At 57.3% G+C, this 24,281-nt stretch carries 22 protein-coding genes and 1 riboswitch; of the genes, 12 read left to right on the top strand and 10 right to left on the bottom strand.

The annotated features are described in order from the left end of the window. Positions 1-9 precede the first annotated feature (9 nt). The 3 genes from rpoD to rpsU form a co-directional block, all read right to left on the bottom strand. The gene (gene rpoD, locus HFD97_RS15935) at positions 10-1,851 is read right to left on the bottom strand and encodes an RNA polymerase sigma factor RpoD (RefSeq protein ID WP_009087305.1); all 1,842 of its coding nucleotides are present in this window, start codon (positions 1,849-1,851) and stop codon (positions 10-12) included. 231 nt (positions 1,852-2,082) lie between these two features. Beyond that, positions 2,083-3,828 carry a DNA primase gene (gene dnaG, locus HFD97_RS15930; RefSeq protein WP_009087304.1) on the bottom strand — a complete coding sequence of 582 codons (1,746 nt, stop codon included), beginning with the start codon at positions 3,826-3,828 and terminating at the stop codon, positions 2,083-2,085. A 118-nt stretch (positions 3,829-3,946) separates the two neighbouring features. Then, on the bottom strand, positions 3,947-4,162 hold the full coding sequence (rpsU, locus tag HFD97_RS15925; RefSeq protein WP_001144069.1) for a 30S ribosomal protein S21: 216 nt from the start codon (positions 4,160-4,162) through the stop codon (positions 3,947-3,949). A gap of 277 nt (positions 4,163-4,439) precedes the next feature. Here rpsU and tsaD point away from each other — a divergent pair, with 277 nt between their 5' ends. After that, a complete protein-coding gene (gene tsaD, locus HFD97_RS15920) occupies positions 4,440-5,453 on the top strand; it encodes a tRNA (adenosine(37)-N6)-threonylcarbamoyltransferase complex transferase subunit TsaD (protein ID WP_167432259.1) in 1,014 nt (337 codons plus the stop codon). A gap of 29 nt (positions 5,454-5,482) precedes the next feature. On the opposite strand, the gene plsY is transcribed toward tsaD, so the two are convergent. Further along, positions 5,483-6,088: a glycerol-3-phosphate 1-O-acyltransferase PlsY gene (gene plsY, locus HFD97_RS15915; protein ID WP_111208132.1), complete on the bottom strand. Its 606-nt coding sequence runs from the start codon at positions 6,086-6,088 to the stop codon at positions 5,483-5,485. Positions 6,089-6,196: 108 nt separating this feature from the next. On the opposite strand from plsY, the gene folB reads away from it, so the two are divergent. Both folB and bacA read left to right on the top strand, forming a co-directional pair. Beyond that, entirely contained in the window at positions 6,197-6,556 is a 360-nt protein-coding gene (folB, locus tag HFD97_RS15910; RefSeq protein ID WP_010249061.1) for a bifunctional dihydroneopterin aldolase/7,8-dihydroneopterin epimerase, read from the top strand. A 191-nt stretch (positions 6,557-6,747) separates the two neighbouring features. Continuing rightward, a complete protein-coding gene (gene bacA / locus HFD97_RS15905) occupies positions 6,748-7,566 on the top strand; it encodes an undecaprenyl-diphosphate phosphatase (RefSeq protein WP_009087300.1) in 819 nt (272 codons plus the stop codon). A 15-nt stretch (positions 7,567-7,581) separates the two neighbouring features. On the opposite strand, the gene HFD97_RS15900 is transcribed toward bacA, so the two are convergent. Together HFD97_RS15900 and HFD97_RS15895 are read right to left on the bottom strand one after the other, a co-directional pair. Continuing rightward, positions 7,582-8,814 (bottom strand): multifunctional CCA addition/repair protein, encoded by a 1,233-nt coding sequence (locus HFD97_RS15900; RefSeq protein WP_046102633.1) that lies wholly within the window; start codon positions 8,812-8,814, stop codon positions 7,582-7,584. Between the two features lie 158 nt (positions 8,815-8,972). Beyond that, positions 8,973-9,593: a TIGR04211 family SH3 domain-containing protein gene (locus HFD97_RS15895; protein ID WP_009087298.1), complete on the bottom strand. Its 621-nt coding sequence runs from the start codon at positions 9,591-9,593 to the stop codon at positions 8,973-8,975. Between the two features lie 270 nt (positions 9,594-9,863). On the opposite strand from HFD97_RS15895, the gene HFD97_RS15890 reads away from it, so the two are divergent. The 3 genes from HFD97_RS15890 to hldE all read left to right on the top strand — a co-directional run bounded on the left by HFD97_RS15890 (position 9,864) and on the right by hldE (position 15,555). Beyond that, complete coding sequence (locus HFD97_RS15890; RefSeq protein ID WP_167432260.1) at positions 9,864-11,174, top strand: inorganic triphosphatase; 1,311 nt, start codon at positions 9,864-9,866, stop codon at positions 11,172-11,174. Between the two features lie 33 nt (positions 11,175-11,207). Continuing rightward, the gene (gene glnE, locus HFD97_RS15885) at positions 11,208-14,060 is read left to right on the top strand and encodes a bifunctional [glutamate--ammonia ligase]-adenylyl-L-tyrosine phosphorylase/[glutamate--ammonia-ligase] adenylyltransferase (protein WP_167432261.1); all 2,853 of its coding nucleotides are present in this window, start codon (positions 11,208-11,210) and stop codon (positions 14,058-14,060) included. A gap of 70 nt (positions 14,061-14,130) precedes the next feature. Continuing rightward, positions 14,131-15,555 (top strand): bifunctional D-glycero-beta-D-manno-heptose-7-phosphate kinase/D-glycero-beta-D-manno-heptose 1-phosphate adenylyltransferase HldE, encoded by a 1,425-nt coding sequence (gene hldE / locus HFD97_RS15880; RefSeq protein WP_009087295.1) that lies wholly within the window; start codon positions 14,131-14,133, stop codon positions 15,553-15,555. Between the two features lie 39 nt (positions 15,556-15,594). On the opposite strand, the gene HFD97_RS15875 is transcribed toward hldE, so the two are convergent. Further along, positions 15,595-15,990: an accessory factor UbiK family protein gene (locus HFD97_RS15875; RefSeq protein ID WP_167432262.1), complete on the bottom strand. Its 396-nt coding sequence runs from the start codon at positions 15,988-15,990 to the stop codon at positions 15,595-15,597. A 170-nt stretch (positions 15,991-16,160) separates the two neighbouring features. Continuing rightward, a riboswitch (FMN riboswitch) is annotated at positions 16,161-16,317 on the top strand. Positions 16,318-16,427: 110 nt separating this feature from the next. Here HFD97_RS15875 and ribB point away from each other — a divergent pair. Beyond that, positions 16,428-17,084, top strand: coding sequence for a 3,4-dihydroxy-2-butanone-4-phosphate synthase (gene ribB / locus HFD97_RS15870; protein ID WP_009087293.1), 657 nt, complete (start codon positions 16,428-16,430; stop codon positions 17,082-17,084). A 156-nt stretch (positions 17,085-17,240) separates the two neighbouring features. Further along, positions 17,241-18,026: a 4,5-DOPA dioxygenase extradiol gene (gene ygiD / locus HFD97_RS15865; protein ID WP_167432263.1), complete on the top strand. Its 786-nt coding sequence runs from the start codon at positions 17,241-17,243 to the stop codon at positions 18,024-18,026. Positions 18,027-18,077: 51 nt separating this feature from the next. Here the strand turns inward: ygiD and HFD97_RS15860 are convergent, their stop codons facing one another. The 3 genes from HFD97_RS15860 to tolC all read right to left on the bottom strand — a co-directional run bounded on the left by HFD97_RS15860 (position 18,078) and on the right by tolC (position 21,530). After that, the gene (locus tag HFD97_RS15860) at positions 18,078-19,238 is read right to left on the bottom strand and encodes a glutathionylspermidine synthase family protein (protein WP_046102560.1); all 1,161 of its coding nucleotides are present in this window, start codon (positions 19,236-19,238) and stop codon (positions 18,078-18,080) included. Positions 19,239-19,244: 6 nt separating this feature from the next. Continuing rightward, positions 19,245-19,916 (bottom strand): DUF1190 family protein, encoded by a 672-nt coding sequence (locus tag HFD97_RS15855; protein WP_009087289.1) that lies wholly within the window; start codon positions 19,914-19,916, stop codon positions 19,245-19,247. Positions 19,917-20,060: 144 nt separating this feature from the next. Further along, positions 20,061-21,530: an outer membrane channel protein TolC gene (gene tolC, locus HFD97_RS15850; protein WP_058956432.1), complete on the bottom strand. Its 1,470-nt coding sequence runs from the start codon at positions 21,528-21,530 to the stop codon at positions 20,061-20,063. 211 nt (positions 21,531-21,741) lie between these two features. Here tolC and nudF point away from each other — a divergent pair, with 211 nt between their 5' ends. From nudF to yqiA, 4 genes are read left to right on the top strand one after another with little or no spacing between them, the layout of a single operon-like run. Beyond that, positions 21,742-22,377, top strand: coding sequence for an ADP-ribose diphosphatase (nudF, locus tag HFD97_RS15845; RefSeq protein WP_009087285.1), 636 nt, complete (start codon positions 21,742-21,744; stop codon positions 22,375-22,377). Beyond that, positions 22,374-22,799, top strand: a complete 426-nt coding sequence (locus HFD97_RS15840; RefSeq protein WP_009087284.1) for a DUF1249 family protein — start codon at positions 22,374-22,376, stop codon at positions 22,797-22,799. The genes nudF and HFD97_RS15840 overlap by 4 nt, the downstream gene beginning before the upstream one ends. A 42-nt stretch (positions 22,800-22,841) precedes the next feature. Continuing rightward, positions 22,842-23,669, top strand: a complete 828-nt coding sequence (gene cpdA, locus HFD97_RS15835) for a 3',5'-cyclic-AMP phosphodiesterase (RefSeq protein ID WP_058956430.1) — start codon at positions 22,842-22,844, stop codon at positions 23,667-23,669. A gap of 3 nt (positions 23,670-23,672) precedes the next feature. Further along, entirely contained in the window at positions 23,673-24,254 is a 582-nt protein-coding gene (gene yqiA, locus HFD97_RS15830) for an esterase YqiA (protein ID WP_009087280.1), read from the top strand. Positions 24,255-24,281 lie beyond the last annotated feature (27 nt).

The following is a 24,281-nucleotide window of genomic DNA, read 5'->3' as shown; positions in this document are numbered from 1 at the left end:
TTGTCGGACTTAATCGTCGAGGAAGCTACGCAGCACTTCCGAGCGGCTCGGATGGCGCAGTTTACGCAGGGCTTTCGCTTCAATCTGACGAATACGCTCACGCGTTACGTCAAACTGTTTGCCCACTTCTTCCAGCGTATGGTCGGTGTTCATATCGATACCGAAACGCATGCGCAGCACTTTCGCTTCACGCGCGGTCAGGCCAGCCAGCACGTCATGGGTGGCAGAACGCAGGCTCTCTGAGGTAGCAGAATCCAGCGGCAGCTCCAGCGTGGTGTCTTCGATAAAATCGCCCAGATGTGAATCTTCATCATCACCAATCGGCGTCTCCATCGAGATCGGCTCTTTAGCGATTTTCAGTACTTTGCGAATTTTATCTTCTGGCATCAGCATGCGTTCAGCCAGCTCTTCCGGCGTCGGCTCGCGACCCATCTCCTGCAGCATCTGGCGCGAAATACGGTTGAGTTTGTTGATGGTCTCAATCATGTGCACCGGAATACGGATGGTACGTGCCTGGTCCGCGATAGAGCGGGTAATCGCCTGACGGATCCACCAGGTCGCATAGGTCGAGAACTTGTAACCACGGCGATATTCAAACTTATCGACCGCTTTCATCAGGCCGATGTTACCTTCCTGAATCAGGTCGAGGAACTGCAGACCGCGGTTGGTGTATTTCTTGGCAATCGAAATAACCAGACGCAGGTTCGCTTCCACCATCTCTTTCTTGGCGCGACGCGCTTTGGCTTCACCGATCGACATGCGACGGTTGATATCTTTAACCTGCTCAATGGTCAGGCCGGTCTCTTCTTCGACCTGCGCCAGCTTCTGCAGGGAACGCATAACGTCATCCTGCACTTCCAGCAGCTTTTCAGACCACGGCTTGTTCATCGCCAGCGCCGCTTTGAACCAGCTTTCATTGGTTTCGTTGCCGGTAAACAGCGTGATGAAGTTTTTCTTCGGCATTTTGCACAGCTCAATACAGAGCTTCATGATCAGACGTTCCTGGGTACGGACACGTTCCATCATGGTGCGCATGCTGCCTACCAGGTAATCGAACTGCTTCGGTACCAGGCGGAACTGTTTGAAGACGTCAGAGAGGTTCTGGATTTCAGCAACGGCGGCGGCATGGCTGCGACCTTTGCTTTTAATCACGCTACGGGTGGTTTCGTACTGCTTGCGCAGATCGGAGAACTTCTCGCGCGCCAGTTCCGGGTCGATGGAGTTATCGTCCTCGGAGTTGTCGTCTTCATCTTCGTCTTCATCTTCGTCGTCGTTACGATCGGCTTCAGACAGCTCAGAGCCCACGTGCGTAGCCGTTGGGGCCAGATCTTCTTCTGCGTTAGGATCGACGAAACCGGTAATCAGATCGGAAAGGCGTGATTCACCTGCTTCAACTTTGTCGTACTGATCCAGCAGGTAAGTAATCGCTTCAGGGTATTCGGCAACGGAACACTGAACCTGGTTGATACCGTCTTCGATACGCTTCGCGATGTCGATTTCGCCTTCGCGCGTCAGCAGTTCAACGGTACCCATTTCACGCATGTACATGCGAACCGGGTCAGTCGTACGCCCGATTTCAGATTCAACGCTGGATAACACCTGAGCGGCAGCTTCCGCGGCATCTTCGTCAGTATCGGAGCTGTTTTCGTTCAGCATCAGATCGTCGGCATCAGGGGCTTCTTCAACTACCTGAATACCCATGTCGTTAATCATCTGGATGATGTCTTCGATCTGATCGGAGTCGACGATATCTTCCGGCAGATGGTCATTGACCTCAGCATAGGTCAGATAGCCTTGCTCCTTACCACGGGTGACAAGAAGCTTGAGCTGTGACTGCGGGTTTTGCTCCATAAGACGGTATCCACACTTCTGTTAATTAGATTGGTGTCGGTCGGCAGCGAGCCAACAATAGCAGTGAAGGCCTTTAATTCTTGCCGCTGCCTTCGTCGCGGCGTGGGCTTTGCCCATCAGTAATCGGCACTTAAGCCGCGTGTATAAATCGTTGGTGGTACAGGCCTGGCTTAACGCCCACGGCCTTAAAACAGCCACGCCGCCCTCCATCAGAACGGGCAGCGTGCTAAATTATTTTCGGGCAAACGCCTGACTGAGTGTCCAGAGCTCACGGCGCTCATCGGCGCTCAGTCCCTGGGTGCGTTCACGCGCTATCAGAAACTCCAGACGCTCTTCCAGAGCTGAGTCGTAGACGCTGGCCAGCGAGTCCTGAAACACCGCTTCGGCTTCTTCATCTACTATCATGTGGTTCCAGATCGCCAGCGTTTCAAGCGTCTGACTAAAATTTGTTCCGCGATATAACTCTAGTAGCTGTCCGGTGGTCAATCCAGGATTCTCATTACAGCGACCGACTAATTCAATAAACAGCGGTAAACCCGGCATTTTTGACTCAGACAGCCCGTCAAGCGAAGGCACCATCGACGCCAGCTGCGGGTTCTGAATCAGTAACGCAATCAGCACGCGCATGGTGGTACGCTTAAGCGGCGGGGCAACCGGCGCCGTTCCGCTTGTGGCCAGCTTTGGCATCAGCTTTTCAAGCTGATTGTCATCGAGAATACCCAGTTTATTCCCCAGCTCCTGACGCATATAAATACGTAAGGTCTCACCGGGGATCTGCGTAATCAGCGGTAAAGCCAGCGTGCTGAGGCGCGCTTTACCGTCGCGTGAACTCAGATCCACCTGCGGCAGCAGGCTATCAAACAGAAACGAAGAGAGCGGCATTGCCTGCTCCATCCTCGCCTCGAAAGCGGCTTTACCCTCTTTGCGGACCAGCGTATCCGGATCTTCGCCATCGGGTAAAAACATAAAGCGTAGCTGACGACCATCATTCATGTAAGGCAATGCGGTCTCAAGCGCACGCCATGCTGCTTCACGTCCGGCCCGGTCGCCGTCGTAACAGCAGATCACGGTGTCGGTACTGCGGAACAGCAACTGAATGTGTTCAGCCGTGGTGGAGGTGCCCAGCGACGCAACGGCATAATCGATGCCATACTGCGCCAGCGCAACCACGTCCATGTATCCCTCGACCACTAACAGGCGGGCGGGTTCAGGATGATTTTTTACTGCTTCATACAGGCCATAGAGCTGGCGGCCTTTATGGAAAATCGGTGTTTCCGGCGAGTTCAGGTATTTCGGCGTTTCGTTACTCAGGACACGACCGCCAAAACCGATGACGCGGCCACGCTTATCGCGAATCGGAAACATGACGCGGTCGCGAAACCGGTCATAGGTACGGCCTTTGTCATTGCTGACCAGCATGCCCGCTTCCATCAGTGACTCGCGGTCTTCGGATTGCTTGCCAAAACGCTTGAGAACGTTGTCCCAGCCGGCGGGGGCATACCCTATCGCAAAGTGATCGATGATTTCGGCGCTCAGACCGCGACGATCGAGATAGTCGCGGGCTGGCTGCGCGCTGGACTGCTGCAGGCTCTGCTGATAAAAACCGTTCAGACTCTCCATCAGCTGATACAGGCTCTGGCGCTGATGGCGTTCCATCTGGCTGGGCCCGCTGCCTGCTTCATAAGGCACGTCTAAACCGTGGGCGGTGGCTAACTCTTCGATACTCTCAACAAACTCCAGACGATCAAAGTTCATTAAAAAGTCGATGGCATTGCCGTGCGCGCCACAGCCGAAACAGTGATAAAACTGTTTTTCGCCGTTTACGGTGAAAGAGGGGGTTTTTTCATTGTGGAAAGGACAGCACGCGTGGAAATTCTTACCCTGCTTTTTCAGCTTAACGCGGGCATCGATAAGATCCACGATATCCGTGCGGGCAAGTAAATCGTTGATAAATACGCGTGGAATTCGTCCAGCCATACGCCCCGGTTTTTCAGCTCATAAACGGCAACAAGCCGCGCTTCCTTTCGGAAAGCACGGCCTTTTACTTGACTCTGTCTGCGTGAATCACGCGGTGGAGGCGAACCTCCGGAACGACTTAGTACAGACGAGTGCGGCGTGCGTTTTCGCGAGCCAGTTTCTTGGCGTGACGCTTAACTGCTGACGCTTTAGCGCGCTTACGTTCGGTAGTCGGTTTTTCATAGAACTCACGACGACGAACTTCAGCCAGAACGCCTGCTTTCTCGCAAGAACGTTTGAAGCGACGCAGTGCTACGTCAAATGGCTCGTTTTCACGTACTTTAATTACCGGCATGTAACTCTCACCTCGATAAAATTCGGTTTTGCTGCTGACTGCGGCGCCAGCACATTTCAAAATGGTGCAGCATTTTACTCCAACCCAGGTTGGTTTGTAAAGCACCATGGACAATTTGAAACCAACAGGAGCGTTTGCCTGTGCGGCTGCCGGTTTTTCCAGGGGCGGGAGTATAGCGCACTCTTTAGCCGACAGAAAATGACTTTTTACGCGGGATGGCCGCGCTGCATCTCCCATTGCTGTGATAAACTGCGCGCCGCAAGAATGAGGTGATGCAATGCGAATTCTGGGTATTGAAACGTCGTGCGATGAAACCGGCATCGCAATCTATGATGACGAGGCCGGATTACTGGCTAACCAGCTCTACAGCCAGGTTAAAGTGCACGCAGATTATGGCGGTGTGGTGCCGGAACTGGCCTCACGCGATCACGTGCGTAAAACCGTGCCGCTGATTCAGGCGGCGCTGAAAGAAGCCGGTCTGGCACCACAGCAGATCGACGCGGTGGCCTACACCGCCGGGCCAGGGCTGGTCGGTGCGCTGCTGGTCGGGGCGACGATCGGTCGCGCACTGGCGTTTGCCTGGAAAGTGCCGGCGGTGCCGGTTCACCATATGGAAGGTCATCTGCTGGCACCGATGCTGGAAGAGAATCCACCGGCATTTCCGTTTGTCGCGCTGCTGGTGTCGGGCGGACATACTCAGCTGATCAGCGTCACCGGCATCGGGGAATATCTCCTGCTGGGTGAGTCGATTGATGATGCGGCAGGTGAAGCCTTTGATAAAACGGCGAAGCTGCTGGGTCTCGATTACCCGGGTGGGCCGATGCTCTCCAAAATGGCGCAGCAGGGCACGGCGGGGCGGTTCACCTTCCCGCGTCCGATGACCGATCGTCCGGGGCTGGATTTCAGCTTCTCCGGGCTGAAGACCTTTGCCGCGAACACTATTCGCGCTAATCCGGATGACGAACAGACCCGAGCCGACATCGCCCGCGCCTTCGAGGATGCGGTGGTGGACACGCTGGCGATCAAATGTAAGCGCGCACTGGATGAGACCGGCTTTAAACGTCTGGTGATTGCGGGCGGCGTCAGCGCTAACCGGACGCTGCGCGAGCAGATGGCGGCCATGATGCAAAAGCGCGGCGGCGAAGTCTTCTACGCCCGTCCTGAGTTCTGTACCGACAATGGTGCGATGATCGCGTATGCGGGCATGGTGCGACTGAAAGGAGGAACGCGCGGGGGGTTAGGCGTCAGCGTGCGGCCGCGCTGGCCGCTGGCGGAACTGCCCGCCATCTGATGTGAAAAAAGCCGGCTTGCCGGCTTTTTTTATGGCTGAGATTTCTTTTTGCGCTTCCAGATCTTGCCTTCCTGTCCCCGCCACAGCCGCTGAATATTATCGTGATGACGCAGCAGGATCAGACAGGAGAGCATGGAAACCGGGAAGGTGAACTGCGGTTTGAACCACCAGACGTAAAACGGCGCAATCAGCGCGCTGACGATAGCGCCCAGTGACGAGTAGCCGCTGAGCAGAACCGTTAACAGCCAGGTGCCGGTGACCAGGCCGGTCAGATCCCAGCCAATGGGCGCGATGGCACCGAATGCCGTCGCCACCCCTTTTCCGCCGCGAAAGCGAAAGAACACCGGATAGATATGACCCAGGCAGGCGGCAATCGCGGTGAGGCCAAGATAAAGCGGGGGAACGTGCATCAGCCAGGCCAGCCAGACCGGCACCATCCCTTTCAGCACATCAAACACTAATACGGTGGCGGCTGCGGCTTTACCGCCCAGGCGCAGCACGTTGGTCGCCCCCGGATTGCCGGAGCCGTGTGTGCGGGGATCGGGCAGGCCAGCGAGTTTACAGACCAGAATGGCACTGGAAATCGAACCGCAAAGATACGCGAAAATAATCATACCAAGCGCGAAAGCACTCATAACACCGTACCGTTCCCTTCAGGGTCGTTTTGATCTCTTCAACCGTGGATAATACGCATAATCCGCCGGAAGTGGTATCCGGCTTGGCCAAAAACAGAGAGTCTTATCATGGATATCGTATTTATAGAACAACTCACGGTGTTCACCACCATTGGCGTTTACGACTGGGAACAGGGCATACAGCAGAAGCTGGTGCTCGATGTCGAAATGGCCTGGGATAACCGGCTGGCGGCCAGTAGCGACGATGTGAAGGACTGCCTCAGCTATGCCGATGTCTCCTCGGCTATTCTGACGCATCTGACCGGCAGCCGTTTCGCTCTGGTGGAACGGGTTGCTGAAGAAATTGCGGATCTGTTGATGAACCGTTTCAATTCGCCTGGCGTACGCATAAAGGTCAGCAAACCGGGCGCGGTGGCCCAGGCGGCGCAGGTTGGCGTGCGAATCGAGCGCGGGACTATTCCTAAATAAATACGATGTGATTGCCATCACAATGAAACCAAACCAAATTACTGTCTGTCATAGCCTGTACCGATGCGTTACAGCAGGCGAATCGGTTTAGACCTTAAGGTTTACTTCAGGCTAACAGCGGCATGATTTCAGGCGATAGCAGCGCGCTACCGCCTTTTTAATGGTTTTGAAACGGATAGAGGGAACATTTGATGGCAGATATTCATCAGCTTTGGGTAGCTGCAATCCTGGGCGTTGTGGAAGGGCTGACCGAATTTTTACCGGTCTCTTCCACAGGGCACATGATTATAGTGGGTCACCTGCTGGGCTTTGAGGGTGAAAAAGCCGAGACCTTTGAAGTTGTGATCCAGTTAGGATCGATTCTGGCCGTAGTGGTGATGTTCTGGCGCCGTCTGTTCGGGCTGATCGGCATCCACTTTGGCGAAGTGAAACATGAGGGTGTCGGCAGCGGTCGTCTGTCGCTGATCCATATTCTGCTGGGCATGGTGCCGGCGGTCGTGGTGGGTCTGGTGCTGCACGATCAGATTAAAACGCTGTTTAATCCGATCAACGTGATGTACGCGCTGGTGGTCGGGGGTGTGCTGCTGCTGGCCGCCGAGTTCCTGAAGCCAAAACAGCCGAAAGCCGTGGGCGTCGATGATATTACCTATCGTCAGGCGTTTATGATTGGCTGCTTCCAGTGCCTGGCGCTGTGGCCTGGCTTCTCCCGTTCCGGTGCCACTATCTCTGGCGGGATGCTGATGGGCGTCAGCCGTTATGCCGCGTCGGAGTTCTCCTTCATCCTGGCCGTGCCAATGATGATGGGCGCGACCGTGCTGGATATGTACAAGAGCATCGGCTTCCTGACGATGGCCGATTTCCCGATGTTCGCGGTGGGCTTTGTGACGGCATTTATCGTGGCGCTGATTGCGATCAAAGCCTTCCTTGAGCTGATCAAACGCATCTCTTTTGTCTCGTTCGCCATCTACCGCTTTATCGTCGCGGCAGCGGTCTACATGGTCTTCATGTAAACCGCAGGCAGACTGCTAGTCAGTCTGCCCGATCGCCAGACCCTGCGCGACGGCGTCAACCCGTCGTCGCGTTAACTCCTCCCGCACTTCCGCACCTTTAAATCCCGCCTCAATCACGGCTTTAGTGGGAACCGCCTGTGCCAGCGCAAAAGCGCGACGCAGATAGTCACCCTGCGGATAGGCCATACTCTCCAGCCCGGCACGCCCGCGTGCGTCCGCTTCACTGGTCAGCGCCATCTGTTCGACGCGCTGCGGCTTGCGCCACGCATCAATCCGGTCGAACAGCGCCACCAGCGACGCCGCGGATTGCCGCTCAATGGTGTGCACCACGTCGTGAAATTCGGTCACGATCAGGGCCAGATCGCGAATCGCGTTGGGCACCCGCAGCCGCTGACACAGCGCCTCAACCAGCGGTACACCCGCCAGACCATGACCATGATGGCTGGGCCAACGCTCAGGCGGCGTCAGTGCCTTACCGACGTCATGGAACAGCGTGGCGAAGCGCACCTCGATCTCTCCGGAGAGCGCGGCAGCCATCGCCAGCGTCATCAGCGTGTGGACGCCGGTGTCGATCTCCGGGTGCCACTTCGCAGGGGCCGGGATGCCAAACAGATTGTCCAGTTCGGGGAAAAGCACCTTCAGCGCACCGCAGTCGCGCAGTACCTGAAAATAGACCTGCGGATTACGGGTGCTCAGTGCTTTTTCCGTCTCCTTCCACACCCGCTCAGCCGTAAGATTTGCCAGCTCTCCGCTCTCCGCCATCTGCTGCATCAGCTGCCGGGTTTCAGGGGCGATACGAAAGTTGAGGTGAGCAAAGCGCGCCGCAAAGCGCGCGACCCGCAAAACCCGCAGCGGGTCTTCACTGAAAGCCGCAGAGACATGGCGCAGCAGCCGCTGAGCGATATCGCGCTGGCCGTTGTAGGGATCGACCAGCTCGCCATGCTCATCCTGCGCAATAGCGTTAATCGTCAGATCGCGCCGCTGTAAGTCCTGCTCCAGCGTCACGTCGGGAGCAGACCAGGTCACAAATCCGGTATAGCCTTTCCCGTTTTTCCGCTCGGTTCGTGCCAGCGCATACTCTTCGCGGCTGACAGGATGCAGGAAAACGGGAAAATCGCGACCGACCTGCTGATAGCCCTGCTCCAGCATGGCTTCAGGCGTGGCACCGGTCACCACCCAGTCTTTGTCTGTAACCGGCAGATTCAGCAGCGCATCACGCACCGCACCGCCAACAAGAAACGTCTTCACGTAAAACTCCAGAGAAAAAGAAATGATCGGCACGCCGGGCGCATCCCGCGCCTGAAATCAGCGGTGCATCTGGTTTTATTGTTGCACAGATTGCCCGGATTGCAGACATGCCAAAGGGGGGATCGTCTGATCCCCCCTTTAAAACCGGCAGAATGCGGTCAGTTCATCCAGCGATCGCTTTTCTTGCGGCGCGGCAGCATGTGCGGCAGTAACAGACCCAGCAGCAGGCCGACGCCCAGCACGCCGCCGCCATACATAAACCACTGCATGATGATGGTACGCTGCTTGTCATCCAGCTGAACATTGGCGGCGCTGACTTTCTTCTGCGCGACGATCAGCTCATTTTTCAGCTTCTGATTTTCGTCTTTCAGTCCGTTGATGACACCGTCGCTGCTGGCGACTTTGTTCTGCATCTCGGCGGTGCGCTGGTTCCAGCTGTTGTCGATGTTATCCAGCTTGGCGGTCAGATCTTTGACCTGCTGTTCAAGCTGCGGCACCCGGGTGCGCAGGCTCGGATTTGCGCTGAGCTGCGACAGGGGGATCCAGGTGGTGCGGCCTTCCGAATCGCGGATCTGGCCATAATGAGTATCATTGTTGGTCTGTAACAGCTGCACCTCTTCCCCGGCGTTCAGCTTACCGAGCAGGCGGAACTGGTCGCCGGGGCCGCTGCGCACCCAGGTCGAGAGTTCATCAGAGACATAGCGTTTTTCGTCGGCGTGGGCAGGTGCAAGGGTGCTGAGGGCCAGCAAAGTGATTCCAGCGAGTGTGATTTTTTTCATTCGATTTCGTTTGGCTTAATCTGACTAAAAATTTACCGGCACAGTCTGGAGAGGCCCCGCATAAATCTGAATGAGAACTATCCTGGTCTCATGGGAGTGCGAAAAGGTCTGCAAAGCGCAAAGAAAGCAGAGACAGCGCCGCTTCTGTGCATTAATCTTCGCCTCATAACCCCTTGCCCTCAGGCGACAGCGTAACCAGCCTGCTGATAATCGCCTGAAATATGCAGGAAAAACCCTCTTAAGTGCCAGCGGCGTAGTGAATAAAAAATTATGACCATCGAAATCGAACTAAAGTTCATTGCAACTCCACAAGCGGCCGGGAAACTGGCTGAGTACTTCTCCACTTTGCCGCATCAGCATCAGGCGGCCCGTGAACTGACCAACATCTACTTTGAGACCGATGACAACCAGCTGCGACGCTGGGACATGGGCTTACGCATTCGTGGCATCGATAAACAGTATGAGATGACCCTGAAGGCCGCGGGGCAGACGCTGGGCGGACTGCATCAGCGCCCGGAATACAACGTTGAACTCAGCGAACCGGTGCTCGATATTGCGCGCCTGCCTGCCACGATCTGGCCGCAGGGCACCGATGTCGCGGCGCTCCAGTCGCGCTTACAGCCGCTTTTTACCACCCATTTCCAGCGCGAGATCTGGCTGATTACCGCTGGAAACAGCGAAATTGAAGTGGCGTTTGACCAGGGCGAGGTGTCGGCCGGTGAGTTCAGCGAACCGCTGTGCGAGGTCGAGCTTGAGCTGAAGCGTGGCGAACGTCAGGATCTGCTGACCTTTGCACAGCAGCTGGTGGCGCAGGGGGGACTGCGGATGGGCAGTCTGAGTAAAGCCGCCCGGGGTTATCAGCTGGCGCAGGGGAATCCGCCGCGCCTGATCAAGCCGTTCCCGCTGCTCAAAGCGGGGGCGAAAGCCACCGTGGAGCAGGGGATGGTCGCCGCCATGTCGGCGGGCCTCAGCCACTGGCAGTATCATGAAGAGGTCTGGCTGCGGGGCAATGCGGCAGCACAGGATGCGGTGCGCGAAGCGCTGGATCTGCTGCGCCAGGCGTTCAGCCTGTTTGGTGCGCTGGTGCCACGCAAAGCCAGCAGCGCGCTGCGTCAGCAACTGGCCACGCTGGAAGAGACGCTGGTGAATGAAGAGCAGGCCGCTGCTGCCTTCTGTCTCTCATCACTCTCCGTTGAGACCCAGCTGGCTCTGACTCACTGGCTGGCGGAATCTCAGTGGCGTCAGTGGATCGACGCCAAAGGGGAAACCAAGCTACAGGGCTCCTTTAAACGCTTCAGCGACATCATGCTGAGCCGCGTGAATGCCGATCTGAGAGAGACCTTCAGCACGGTGAAACAGCCGAACGAATATCAGGACAAGGCGACCCGTCTGGCGCGTCAGCTGCTGACGATTCACCTGCTGGCCGGATCCTACGCGCCTGAAACCGTCGCCAGCTGGCTGGAACCCTGGCAGCAGCTGCTGTCAGCCATTCATGAAAAGCAGGAGTCGGGCTTAGCCTGGCTGGCCTCGCAGGCAATGAAACAGTCGCCGTTCTGGCTCACCAGCGGCACAGGCCGCTAACCGCTTTCAGGTCACGCCATCAAGGAGGGCGTTATGTTGTCAGCACTTCCCGCATTGTTACGCGATCAGGCCGAAGAGGCCGCCCGACAGCTTGGGGTGCCGCTGGCCTCGCTCAGCCCGGAGGAGGCTGCCGGGCTGGCTTTCAGTGATTTCGTGCTGGAAAACCTGCAACAACATCCCGACTGGTGGCAGGCGATGCGCGACCAGCCGCCGCAGCCTGATGAGTGGCAACACTATGCCGCGTGGCTGAATCAGGCGCTGAGTACGGTTGACAGTGAAGCGAGCCTGATGCGGGAACTGCGGCTGTTTCGTCGTCGTATGCTGGTGCGGGTCGCCTGGATGCAGGCCCTGCAACAGGCCTCGACCGTACAGAGCCTGCAGCAGCTCAGCGTGTTAGCGGAAGTGCTGATCAGCCGGGCGCGTGACTGGGTTTATCAGGCCTGCTGTCATGATTTCGGCACACCCTGCAATGCTGATGGTGAGGCACAGCCGCTGCTGATCCTGGGGATGGGCAAGCTGGGCGGCGGCGAACTCAATTTCTCCTCTGATATCGACCTGATTTTTGCCTGGCCGGAAAACGGCACCACGCGTGGCGGACGACGTGAACTCGACAACGCGCAGTTCTTTACCCGTATGGGGCAGCGGCTGATCAAAGTGCTCGATCAGCCCACCATGGATGGCTTTGTTTATCGGGTGGATATGCGGCTGCGCCCCTTTGGCGACAGCGGCCCGCTGGTGATGAGCTTTGCCGCGCTCGAAGATTACTACCAGGAGCAGGGGCGCGACTGGGAGCGCTATGCCATGGTCAAGGCGCGGCTGATGGGCGATGACCAGGATCGCTGGAGCCTTGAGCTGCAGCAGATGCTGCGGCCCTTTGTTTACCGGCGCTATATCGACTTCAGCGTGATTCAGTCGCTGCGTAACATGAAAGGGATGATCAGCCGCGAAGTGCGGCGACGTGGACTGAAAAACAACATCAAACTGGGCGCGGGCGGCATTCGCGAAACCGAATTTATCGTGCAGGTGTTTCAGCTGATTCGGGGGGGACGTGAGCGCTCACTTCAGCTGCGTGCGCTGCTGCCAACGCTGGAGGCGATTAAAACGCTGGCTCTGCTCCCTGCTGAACAGGTCGATGCGCTGCGCGAGGCCTACCTGTTTCTGCGGCGGCTTGAGAATCTGCTGCAGAGCCTGGGCGATGAGCAGACACAGACCCTGCCGGAGGATGCGCTGCATCGCGCCCGGCTGGCATGGGCAATGGATTGTGCCGACTGGGCGACGCTGATGACGCAGCTCGACAGCCAGATGGCGGCCGTGCGCACTATCTTCGACGAGCTGATTGGTGAGGACACCCCGGACATCGACGACCAGCGTGAGCTGGCGGAGTTTCAGGTTCTGTGGCAGGACCAGCTGGAGGACAGCGAGCTGGCTCCGCTGGTGCCGCAGCTCAGCGACGATCAGCGGCTGTCACTGCATCAGACGCTGGAGGCTTTTCGTCAGGACATCAGCCGACGCACCATTGGCCCGCGAGGCCGTCAGGCGCTGGATCAGCTGATGCCGCGGCTGCTGAGCGAAGTCTGCCTGCGCGAAGACGCGGCGGTCACGCTCAGCCGCGTGACGCCGCTGCTGCTTGGCGTGCTGACCCGCAGCACCTATCTGGAGCTGCTCACCGAATATCATGGCGCGCTGCGGCATCTGATCCGCCTGTGTGCCGCCTCACCGATGGTGGCCAGCCAGCTGGCACGTCACCCCTTGCTGCTGGATGAGCTGCTCGATCCCGCCACGCTCTATCAGCCCACTGCCACCGACGCCTATCGTGACGAACTGCGACAGTATCTGCTGCGTATTCCCACCGAGGATGAAGAGCAGCAGCTGGAAGCGGTGCGGCAGTTTAAACAGGCTCAGCATCTGCGTATTGCCGCCGCCGACATCGCGGGCACGCTGCCGGTGATGAAAGTGAGCGATCACCTGACCTGGCTGGCGGAGGCGATTATCGACTCCGTGGTGCGGCAGGCGTGGACGATGATGGTGCAGCGCTACGGTCGCCCCTCGCACCTGACCAGCGAACATGAGCGCGGCTTTGCCGTGCTGGGCTACGGCAAGCTGGGGGGCTGGGAGCTGGGTTACAGTTCCGACCTCGATCTGGTCTTCCTGCATGACTGCCCGGCAGACGCGGTGACTGACGGCGAGCGCAGCATCGATGGCCGTCAGTTCTATCTGCGTCTTGCTCAGCGCATCATGCATCTGTTCAGTACCCGCACCGCCTCCGGCATTCTCTATGAAGTGGATGCGCGGCTGCGTCCTTCCGGTGCGGCGGGCATGCTGGTCAGTACCTTTGACGCCTTTGACGACTATCAGCGCAACGAAGCCTGGACCTGGGAGCATCAGGCACTGGTCCGGGCGCGCGTGGTATTTGGCGAGGCGGCGCTGGGGGAACGCTTCAATGCCATTCGCCGGGCGATCCTCTCGCAGTCGCGCAGCGCGGAAGCCCTGCAGACCGAAGTGCGTGAGATGCGTGAAAAGATGCGCACTCACCTCAGCAACAAGCACAAAGGTCGCTGGGATATTAAAACGGACGCGGGCGGCATCACCGATATTGAATTCATCGCGCAATATCTTGTCTTACGCTACGCCGCTGAGCAGCCTGAACTCACCCGCTGGTCAGATAATGTGCGCATTTTTGAGCTGATGGCGACGTACCACAAAATGGCCGCCGATGAAGCGGAGGCGCTGACGCAGGCTTACGTTACCCTGCGGGACGCCCTGCACCATCGCGCGCTGCAGGAGCTGCCTGGCCACGTGGAGCCAGAGGCCTATGGCGCGGAGCAGCAGACGGTGCTGAGCAGCTGGCAGCGCTGGCTGGTAACGCCTGCGTCTATCCTGGCGTGATGCTGATAGCACAAATCGCAACTGTGCTATCATCCGCGCACTATTTTTAATGCAGTCTGGAGTGTCTGGAATGAAAGTGACTCTGCCCGCGTTCGGTCAAGCCTCAGTGCTGGTCGTCGGCGATGTAATGTTGGACCGCTACTGGTATGGCCCAACCAGCCGTATCTCCCCTGAGGCACCGGTGCCGGTGGTGAAAGTGGACACGGTTGAAGAGCGTCCTGGCGGCGCAGCAAACGTGGCGATGAACATTGCAGCACTCGGTGCCGCGTCACGCCTGATTGGCCTGACCGGCGAAGATGATGCGGCGCGCGTGTTAAGCAGCACGCTGAAAGATGTCAATGTACACTGTGACTTCGTGGCGGTTAAAAGCCATCCGACCATCACCAAACTGCGCGTGCTTTCCCGCAATCAGCAGCTGATCCGCCTCGACTTTGAAGAGGGCTTTGATCAGGTCGATCCGGAACCGATTCATCAGAAGATGCGTGAATCCCTGGTAGCTGCCGGTGCGCTGGTGCTATCCGATTACGCCAAAGGCGCGCTGGAAAGCGTGCAGACCATGATTACTCTGGCGCGTGACGCCGGTGTGCCGGTTCTCATCGACCCGAAAGGCACCGATTTTGCCCGCTACCGTGGCGCGACGCTGCTGACGCCAAACCTTTCAGAATTTGAAGCCGTGGTCGGCAAATGCAAAAGCGAAGAGGAGATTGTCTCGCGCGGCATGCAGCTGATTGCCGATTTCGATCTCTCTGCGCTGCTGGTGACCCGCTCCGAGAATGGCATGACGCTGCTGCAGCCAGGCAAAGCGCCGCTGCATCTGCCGACTCAGGCGCAGGAGGTCTATGACGTGACCGGTGCCGGCGATACGGTCATTGGCGTACTGGCGGCGGCGCTGGCGGCAGGCGATTCACTGGAAGAAGCCTGTTTCCTCGCCAATGCAGCAGCCGGTGTCGTGGTCGGCAAACTGGGAACCTCGACGGTCAGTACCGTTGAGCTGGAAAACGCTATTCATGCCCGACCGGAGCAGGGGTTCGGCATCATGACGGAAGCGCAGTTAAAAGCCGCCGTTGAGATGGCGCGCCGCCGCGGTGAAAAAGTGGTGATGACCAACGGGGTGTTCGACATTCTGCATGCCGGTCATGTCTCTTACCTGGCGAACGCCCGCAAACTCGGCGATCGGCTGATTGTCGCGGTTAACAGCGATGCGTCAACCAAACGTCTGAAAGGGGAGAGCCGTCCGGTCAATCCGCAGGAAAATCGCATGATTGTTCTCGGTGCGCTGGAAGCGGTCGACTGGGTGGTGCTGTTTGAAGAGGATACCCCGCAGCGGCTGATCGCCAGCATTCTGCCTGACCTGCTGGTCAAAGGCGGCGATTACAAGCCGGAAGATATCGCGGGCAGCAAAGAGGTGTGGGCAAATGGCGGCGACGTACAGGTGCTGAACTTCGAAGACGGTATCTCGACTACCAACATCATCAAAACCATCCGCAGCAGCTGACAGCGGTGTTAAGCGGGAGCCGTGCTCCCGCTTAACGGCTTATTCTGGCTTGTTCTCCGCAGCAGGTTTCACCACATCGGCAGCCGGTGTTGATACCGGTGCTGCTGCAGGGGAGGTCGCTACGGATGACGGCGGGGTAACCGGCGCAGCAGGGGCAACCGGTGCGGTCGCGGTCGGCGGCGTACCTGCTGATGAACCCTGACTTTCCAGTTGGGCCAGACGCTGCTCCAGTGCCGCCATTTTCTCACGCGTACGCAGTAACACCTGCGTCTGCACATCAAACTCTTCACGGTTAACCAGATCCATCCGGGTCAGCTGCGCCTGGAGAACCTGACGAATTTTCTTTTCGACATCATCGCCAAACTCGCGAACGCCTTTAGGCATCGCGTCGTGAACCTGGCGGGCAAGTTGTTCAATTTTTTTCGTGTCGATCATGATGATTTCCTGGTTACGGGAGCTGTGTCAGCGTGTTTACCAACGTAATAAGTGTTAAGTGTAATGCCAGAAATGAAAAGGATAAACCTCAAATCGGTAACGCAGAAAATGCAAAAGCAATTGCGCTATTGATGATTGCCGCTACAAACGATCGGCGTTATAGTTGATTTGCTTATTCTCAGGGCGGGGCGCAATTCCCCACCGGCGGTAAATCAGCTCAGCTGAAAGCCCGCGAGCGCTTTATTCCACTGAAAAGCGGGGTAAAGGACAGCAGATCCGGTGCAATTCCGGGGCCGACGGTTACAGTCCGGATGGGAGAGGGTAACGACACCTGTCGGACAATTGTGTCTGCATCACGTTATTGCCACGTCTTTTTGACGTCACTCCTAAGCATGCCCTGATTCTGGTAACCCATACATTTTAAGGTTTTTATTACCATGAATCAGACGCTACTTTCTGAATTTGGCACGCCTCAACAGCGTGTAGAACGTGCTATCGCCGCCCTGCGTGAGGGACGCGGTGTGATGGTGCTCGACGATGAAAATCGTGAAAACGAAGGCGATATGATCTTCGCCGCAGAAACCATGACCGTTGAACAGATGGCCCTGACCATTCGTCACGGCAGCGGCATCGTGTGCCTCTGCCTGACCGAAGAACGTCGTCAGCAGCTCGACCTGCCAATGATGGTGGAGAACAACACCAGCTCGTTTGGCACCGGCTTCACGGTGACCATCGAAGCTGCAGAGGGCGTCACCACCGGCGTTTCTGCTCAGGATCGTATTACCACGATCCGTGCGGCGATTGCTGATGACGCTAAACCCACCGATCTGCATCGCCCTGGCCATGTCTTCCCGCTGCGTGCGCGTGAAGGCGGCGTCTTAAGCCGTGGCGGTCATACCGAAGCGACCATCGATTTAGTGACGCTGGCCGGCTTTAAGCCCGCAGGCGTACTGTGTGAACTGACCAACGACGACGGCACTATGGCGCATGCGCCTGAGGCAATTGCGTTCGCGCGTCAGCACAACATGCCGGTGGTGACCATTGAAGATCTGATTGCCTGGCGTCGTGAACACGAGACCCGTCACGCCAGCTAATCGCTGACCGTCAAAAACAGGTCACGCATCGTGACCTGTTTTCCTTTCTGAGTTATTCAAATTTTCTGATAATCATCATCACGCTTATCAGCGTGCTAACGTCGGGAATGCGCGTATCGTAGTGGCTATCACCTAACCGATCCCGGGGGATCACGAATGAGCCAGTTACGCATGCCGGCGCTGTTTTTGGGCCACGGCAACCCAATGAATGCCCTTGAAGAGAACCGTTATACGGCCGCCTGGCGCCATGCAGGTGAAACTCTGCCACGCCCGCGGGCGATTGTGGCGGTCTCTGCGCACTGGTATACGCGCGGTACGGCGGTAACGGCGATGTCCTCTCCCAGAACCATTCATGATTTTGGTGGCTTTCCGCAGGCGCTGTTTGACACCCGCTATCCCGCACCGGGCTCGCCTGAGCTGGCGCAGCAGCTGGTGGAGCAGCTGGCACCGGTGGCGGTAACGCTGGATCATGAATGGGGGTTCGATCACGGTTCATGGGGCGTGCTGATTAAGATGTACCCGCAGGCCGATATTCCGGTGGTGCAGCTCAGCATCGACGGCACAAAACCTGCTGCATTTCACTTCGAGATGGGGCAGAAACTGGCCGCACTGCGCGATCAGGGCGTGATGATCGTCGCCAGTGGTAACGTGGTGCATAACCTGCGTAAGGTGCGCTGGGGAGGCGGAGACGAGGTCTATCCCTGGGCCAGCCGCTTTGAGCAGTTTGTCCGCGATAACCTTGAGGTGCAGAGCGATGCCGTTTCCCATCCGCTGGTGAACTTTATGACGCATCCTGATGCGGCGCTGGCGAACCCGACGCCTGAGCACTATCTGCCGCTGCTCTATGTGCTCGGTGCGCGTCAGCCGGATGACGCCATCACCCTTCCGGTTGAGGGTATGGAAATGGGTGCCATCAGCATGTTGTCGGTTCAGGCAGGTTAGGGCTGCTGAGAGAAAACAGGCCAGGGGCTGGCCTGTTCTTGTCGCGCTGTGTTAACCGATAAACGCGTGCGGATAGAAACGTGAAAGATCCTGAGTGATCAGCTCGCGATCTTCACGCAGGCCGATACCGGCGGGTTGATCGTCAATCAGCCAGCTGCCGATCAGCGTGTAGCTGTCACCAAACTTAGGCAGCGGATGAAACTGCTGGACGATCATTCCCTCTTCACCGTAAGGCCCGTCGACGCGGGCGATCTCCTGACCCTTCTCGATGATGCGGATGTTCGCGCCCTCGCGGGAAAACAGCGGCTTAACCACATACTTTTCCATCGGCGGGACATCATCTTCCGCAAACCAGGCGGGCAGCAGATTAGGGTGATTCGGGAACATCTCCCAGAGCATCGGCAGCAGGGCTTTGTTCGACAGAATGCTCTTCCAGGCCGGTTCGAGCCAGCGCACGCCAGCATCAGCCAGCTTGGTGGAGAACATCTCACGCAGCATGAATTCCCACGGATAGAGCTTAAACAGGTTGCTGATCACCTGATCCTGGGCATCGGTAAACTCGCCTTTTTCTCCCAGGCCAATTTCATCAATGTAGAGAAATTCAACCGGCAGACCCGCTTCGGTCGCGCAGTCCTGAAGATACTGCACCGTGCCGCGATCTTCTTCGGTGTCACGGCAGCAGGCGAAATGCAGCAGGTTAAACCCATGCTGCTGATGCAGGGTGGCAAAGCGCTCGATCAGTTTCTCCTGCAGGCTGTTGAACTGATCGCTGCCAGCCGGGAGCTGTCCGGCATTAAGCTGGTCTTCCAGCCAGAGCCACTGGAAAAAGGCCGCTTCATATAGCGAAGTCGGCGTATCGGCATTGTTCTCCAGCAGCTTGATGTCGCCTTTGCCATCCCAGGCGAGATCGAGGCGCGAATAGAGCGAGGGCTGACGCTGACGCCACGAATCCCGCACAAAATCCCAGGTGTGCCGGGGAATGCGGAAGCGGGTCAGCAGGGCTTCACTGTTGACCACTTTTTCCACCACCTGCAGACACATCTGGTGCAGCTCAGCCGTCACCTCTTCCAGATGATCGATTTGCGCCAGCGTGAACTGGTAGTACGCCTCTTCGCACCAGTAGGGCTCGCCATGCATGGTGTGAAAACGGAAACCGAACTCGGTGGCTTTTTCGCGCCAGCCCGGACGTTCTGAAATGGCAATGCGTTCCATCGGGGGTTAGCCTCCCATTGAGCGGCTGGAGGTACCGCTGGCGCTGCTGCGCTGCATGCTGTTCTGCTTCGCCACGGTTTCACCGAAGCCACCACGGGTGATGGTGGAGGTCGTGGCCGGTTTAGGGGCCAGCGCCGTTTTCGGCACGTTCATGGTTTTGCCGGAGGTCGCGGCACCATAATTACGGCCGGAAGCATCCACAAACTGGCCATTTGCCGGACTGCGCGGGTTTTTCGACGAGAAGAGTGGCTGCTGTGCGAAGCCTGCGCCACCGCCCATCATGCGACCCATCATGTAACCGGCCATCAGCGGCATCCAGAAACTGCCGCCACTCTGCTGGGCTTCAGCATTGGTGGTGCCGGCGCCCGCCTGAGCCGGGGTCTGCTGACACTGGTTTTCACCAAATTCAGCGACACAATCTTCACGTGTGGCATATTTTGGCGCGGTGCGCTCCGCCTCTTTTTTGGCTTCATTGAAGGCGGTGGTACATTGCGCACTCTGACCCGGATTGGCTTTAGAACAGTCATCGGCGTTCTGATACATCGAAACCGTTTCATCGTTCTGCTCGCAGCCTGCCAGCATAAATACCGCTGAAACCGCGATAGCAACAGGCGTTAAATGGCGCGCCTGCCAGCTCTTACGAAAAGCGGCATAGCGAATAGATTTTGTGCGTTTCATTATGATTATCCTGTGCCCAAAGGTAGCGCATAGAATAGGGGATGGGGGGGTAAAATTGAAGCTGAAGGCCTGATGCCGCAGGGATCTTTACTTAGTTATACGTTCAACAGAGAGACGGGCCGCAAAGCAGCCCGTCAGTGCTGATTAGTTACCGAAAGGGTTACCGCTTTTCTGGCGGGCAGCGGCAGGACGTGCAGCCTCTGCTGAACCCGTCGCGACCGGACCGTTGTCCACGCGCGCGGTCTGCTGCGCGTTTTCCGGTGCCACGGTTTCCGGAGAGGTCGGGATCTCTTTACCCAGCTGGCTGTTCAGTTTCTGCAGGCTCTGCTCGTTGAGCGTGCCCAGCGCATAGCTGATGTTCAGCTGGTTAATCAGGTAGCTGTAGCGCGCATCAGAAAGCTGCTGCTTGGCATTGTAGAGTACGGTGGTCGCATCCAGCACGTCGACGATAGTACGTGTACCCACCTGATAACCGGCTTCTGACGCATCCAGTGAACTCTGCGCAGAGACAACGGCCTGTTTATAGGCGTTGATGCTGCTGATCGAGGCGTTCACGTTGTTGAACGATGAGCGCACGGTCTGCACCGCAGTGCGGTGAGCGCTTTCCAGCTGTTCGCTGGCGCTGACGAAACCGTACTGCGCCTGTTTCACCTGAGAGGTCACGCCGCCGCCGCTGTAAAGCGGCAGGGAGAAGCTCAGACCCACCTGGTTTGAACCGGTGATGGAGTCGGTAGAGCCTGCACTCTGGTTAGCACGGCTGCCGCCATATTTGCTGTTCGACATGCCGGTAGAGGCGGTCAGATCCAGCGTCGGCATATGACCGGTTTCCGCGGAGCGGATCTGCTCACGGGCCAGATCCTGGTTCAGACGTGCAGAGAGCAGCGACAGGTTACGGCTCTCGGCCTGCTTGAGCAGCGCGCTGACCGCTTCCGGCTTATCGGTTCTGAAACGGTCGATATTCAGCGACGCCAGCGACAGGTAGTCCATGCCGGTGATCTGACGCAGCGTCTCTACGTTGTTATCCAGATTGTTTCGCGCGGTCACTTCGTTAGCCAGCACGCTGTCATACTGCGCGCGGGCGTTCTGAACGTCAGTGATGGCCACCAGGCCGACGTTAAAGCGCTGAGTCGTCTGGTCCAGCTCACGATAGATGGACTGTTTCTGCGCTTCGGTGTAAGAAAGCGTATCAATCGCTTTCAGCACGTTGAAGTAGGCGGTGGCGGTGTTCAGAATCAGATCCTGCTGCGCAACCTGATAGGTCACATCCTGAATACCGGCCGCTTTTTCCTGCAGGGTCAGCGCGCGCCATTTCGACATGTCGAAAATGGTCTGGGTTAATTGCAGCGAGCCACTGGTCGTGTTGGAATGGAGTCCGCTGTTATCGCGATAACCGCTGTTGTAGGTGTAATCTGCACCCAGGCCGAGCTGTGGTAATAATGGGCTACGCGCTTCGTTGATTTTCTCAAAAGCAGAATCGCGATCGGCTGCGGCGCTGCGCAGATCCGGGTTGCTCAGACGTGCCTGCTGGTAAACCTGCAGCAGATCTTCGGCCTGGCCGGTAAAGCTGAAACCGCCCAGGCTCAGCCCAATAAAAAATGGGAGCAGTTTTTTCATTTGCATTCCTTTTGTTGCAGCAAATTGCAGTGCGTGCGCTGCCGGGTAAGCCAAAAATTATCGCCGATTCTAGCAGAGGGCAACTGTGAGATAAGTTGGCTGAACGTGCCTTCTCCCTCTAATTTACGTAAATAATTCAGAAAGAACACCCTACATGGAGCACGGTCAGAGGCTTTTTTCGCTCCACCCAATCTGCATAAGGAACCTGATGATGCCGGAAGAAAAAAAATCCCCCGTGACTTTCACAAAAAACGATGTAGAAATTATTACACGCGAAACCGTCTATGATGGTTTTTTTTCCGTTGTACGTTACCGCTTCCGCCACCGCCAGTTTAATGGCGAAATGAGCGGCGAAGTGCAGCGCGAAGTTTTTGAGCGCGGACATGCCGCCGTGCTGCTACCTTATGATCCCTTACGTGATGAAGTGGTGCTGATTGAACAGATCCGCATCCCGGCTTATGACAGCAGTGCCTCGCCCTGGCTGCTGGAGATGGTCGCCGGCATTATCGAGCCGGGGGAGTCTGTTGAGCAGGTCGTGCGTCGTGAAGCCGTGGAAGAAGCAGGATTAGAGGTCGGCCGGATTAAGCCTATGCTGAGCTATCTGGCCAGCCCTGGCGGCACCAGCGAACGACTGTCGGTGCTGATCGGGGAAGTGGATGCCAGCCTGGCAGAGGGATGCCATGGTCTGGAGGAAGAGAATGAGGATATTCTTGTCCATGTGGTGAGCCGCGAACAGGCTTATCGCTGGGTGGAAGAGGGGATTATCGATAATGCGGCGTCTGTCATCGCCCTGCAATGGCTGGCGTTGCACCATGAAAAACTACGTGAAGAGTGGATACAAAAATGAAACAGCGCTATACCCCTGATTTTCCCGAAATGATGCGGCTCTGCGAAACCAATTTCGCCCAGTTACGCCGCCTGCTGCCGCGCAGCGATGAGGCGGGCGCATCGGTGATCTATCAGGTGAGTGGCGCCCGTTATCAGCTGACCATCCAGGAGTCGACCCGCTACACCACGCTGGTGGAGATTCGCCAGGTCGCGCCTGCCGTGAGTTACTGGAGCCTGCCTTCGATGTCGGTACGGCTCTATCACGATGCGATGGTCGCTGAAGTGTGTTCAACTCAACAGATCTATCGCTTTAAAGCGCGCTATGATTATCCTAATAAAAAATTGCATCAGCGCGATGAAAAACATCAGATAAACCAGTTTCTCGCAGACTGGCTGCGCTACTGCCTGGCACATGGCGCAATGGCAGTTCCGGTCTGCTGATGCGTATAATGCAGTAAATGGCGTGGAGACGAAGGAAACGCTTTGGATAGCCTGCTAACTCTTCCTGTGGCGAACGGTTCCGAAATCAGGATTTTACAAATCACGGACACCCACCTGTTCGCTGGAAAACATGAGTCGCTACTTGGGGTGAATACCTGGTCGAGCTATGAAGCGGTCGTGGAGGCAATTACTGCGCAGCAGCGCGACTACGACCTGATCATTGCCACCGGCGATCTGGCTCAGGACCACTCAGTGGAGGCCTATCAGCATTTTGCTGAGGGCATCTCACGTTTGCCCCGCCCCTGCGTCTGGCTGCCGGGAAATCACGATTTCCAGCCCGCGATGGTCGATACGCTGGCAGCCGCCCACATCAATGCCCACAAGCAGGTGCTGCTGGGCGAACAATGGCAGATCGTCCTGCTCGACAGCCAGGTGCCCGGTGTGCCGCACGGCATGCTGAGCGACTACCAGCTGGAGTGGCTCGATAACGCGCTGGCCCGCTTTCCTCAACGACATACGCTGGTCCTGTTGCATCACCATCCGCTGGCCTCAGGCTGCACCTGGCTCGACCAGCACAGCCTGCGCAATTCCCATCAGCTTGACGCGGTGCTACAGCGCTATCCGCTGGCCCGGACGCTGGTGTGTGGTCATATTCATCAGGAGCTGGATCTGCTGTGGCATGGCCGCCGGGTGCTGGCGACGCCTTCGACCTGCGTGCAGTTCAAACCCCACTGCACCAGCTTTGCGATTGATACCGTCGCGCCAGGCTGGCGCTGGTTTACCCTGCATCCGGATGGCGGCGTAGAGACCGAGGTTAACCGGCTCGACACCGACGCTTTTCGTCCCGATTTAGACTCAGAAGGATACTGACGCGTGGCGGCACTGCTCTATCTGCACGGTTTTAACAGCTCGCCGCAGTCGGCGAAGGCGACGCAGTTCCGGCAATGGTTAGAGACGCATCATCCGTCGATTAAGATGATTGTGCCGCAACTGCCAACCTTTCCGGCGGACGCTGCCGCCCTGCTGGAAGAGCTGGTCCTGAGCCACAGCGGTGAAACCCTGGGGCTGGTCGGCTCGTCGCTGGGGGGCTATTACGCCACCTGGCTGTCACAATGCTTTATGCTGCCGGCGGTTGTCGTCAATCCTGCGGTACGCCCCTTTGAGCTGCTGGCCGATTTCCTCGGCGACAATCAGAATCCCTACACCGGCCAGCAATATGTGTTAGAGTCACGCCACATTTACGATCTGAAAGTGATGCAGATCGAACCGCTGGAAGCGCCCGATTTACTCTGGCTGCTGCAACAAACCGGCGATGAAGTTCTCGATTACCGTCAGGCGCTCGACTACTACAGCGCGTGTCGCCACACGGTAGAAGAGGGCGGAAATCATGCATTTACTGGATTCGAGCGCCATTTCCCGCAGATTCTGGACTTTCTTGGTCTGAATCACACCTGAGTAACGCGGAAATCGCACCCCATTTCA

The sequence above is a fragment of the Pantoea sp. EKM103V genome, from assembly GCF_011800365.1.
In the GTDB taxonomy this organism is placed as follows: Bacteria; Pseudomonadota; Gammaproteobacteria; order Enterobacterales; family Enterobacteriaceae; genus Pantoea; species Pantoea anthophila.
This window is presented reverse-complemented; position numbering and strand designations above follow the sequence as displayed.

What these genes read in the sequence shown, in the direction of transcription:
- rpoD (WP_009087305.1), bottom strand. Translation starts at nt 1,851, where the DNA reads ATGGAGCAAAACCCGCAGTCACAGCTCAAGCTTCTTGTCACCCGTGGT.
- dnaG (WP_009087304.1), bottom strand. Translation starts at nt 3,828, where the DNA reads ATGGCTGGACGAATTCCACGCGTATTTATCAACGATTTACTTGCCCGC.
- rpsU (WP_001144069.1), bottom strand. Translation starts at nt 4,162, where the DNA reads ATGCCGGTAATTAAAGTACGTGAAAACGAGCCATTTGACGTAGCACTG.
- tsaD (WP_167432259.1), top strand. Translation starts at nt 4,440, where the DNA reads ATGCGAATTCTGGGTATTGAAACGTCGTGCGATGAAACCGGCATCGCA.
- plsY (WP_111208132.1), bottom strand. Translation starts at nt 6,088, where the DNA reads ATGAGTGCTTTCGCGCTTGGTATGATTATTTTCGCGTATCTTTGCGGT.
- folB (WP_010249061.1), top strand. Translation starts at nt 6,197, where the DNA reads ATGGATATCGTATTTATAGAACAACTCACGGTGTTCACCACCATTGGC.
- bacA (WP_009087300.1), top strand. Translation starts at nt 6,748, where the DNA reads ATGGCAGATATTCATCAGCTTTGGGTAGCTGCAATCCTGGGCGTTGTG.
- HFD97_RS15895 (WP_009087298.1), bottom strand. Translation starts at nt 9,593, where the DNA reads ATGAAAAAAATCACACTCGCTGGAATCACTTTGCTGGCCCTCAGCACC.
- HFD97_RS15890 (WP_167432260.1), top strand. Translation starts at nt 9,864, where the DNA reads ATGACCATCGAAATCGAACTAAAGTTCATTGCAACTCCACAAGCGGCC.
- glnE (WP_167432261.1), top strand. Translation starts at nt 11,208, where the DNA reads ATGTTGTCAGCACTTCCCGCATTGTTACGCGATCAGGCCGAAGAGGCC.
- hldE (WP_009087295.1), top strand. Translation starts at nt 14,131, where the DNA reads ATGAAAGTGACTCTGCCCGCGTTCGGTCAAGCCTCAGTGCTGGTCGTC.
- HFD97_RS15875 (WP_167432262.1), bottom strand. Translation starts at nt 15,990, where the DNA reads ATGATCGACACGAAAAAAATTGAACAACTTGCCCGCCAGGTTCACGAC.
- ribB (WP_009087293.1), top strand. Translation starts at nt 16,428, where the DNA reads ATGAATCAGACGCTACTTTCTGAATTTGGCACGCCTCAACAGCGTGTA.
- ygiD (WP_167432263.1), top strand. Translation starts at nt 17,241, where the DNA reads ATGAGCCAGTTACGCATGCCGGCGCTGTTTTTGGGCCACGGCAACCCA.
- HFD97_RS15860 (WP_046102560.1), bottom strand. Translation starts at nt 19,238, where the DNA reads ATGGAACGCATTGCCATTTCAGAACGTCCGGGCTGGCGCGAAAAAGCC.
- HFD97_RS15855 (WP_009087289.1), bottom strand. Translation starts at nt 19,916, where the DNA reads ATGAAACGCACAAAATCTATTCGCTATGCCGCTTTTCGTAAGAGCTGG.
- tolC (WP_058956432.1), bottom strand. Translation starts at nt 21,530, where the DNA reads ATGAAAAAACTGCTCCCATTTTTTATTGGGCTGAGCCTGGGCGGTTTC.
- nudF (WP_009087285.1), top strand. Translation starts at nt 21,742, where the DNA reads ATGCCGGAAGAAAAAAAATCCCCCGTGACTTTCACAAAAAACGATGTA.
- HFD97_RS15840 (WP_009087284.1), top strand. Translation starts at nt 22,374, where the DNA reads ATGAAACAGCGCTATACCCCTGATTTTCCCGAAATGATGCGGCTCTGC.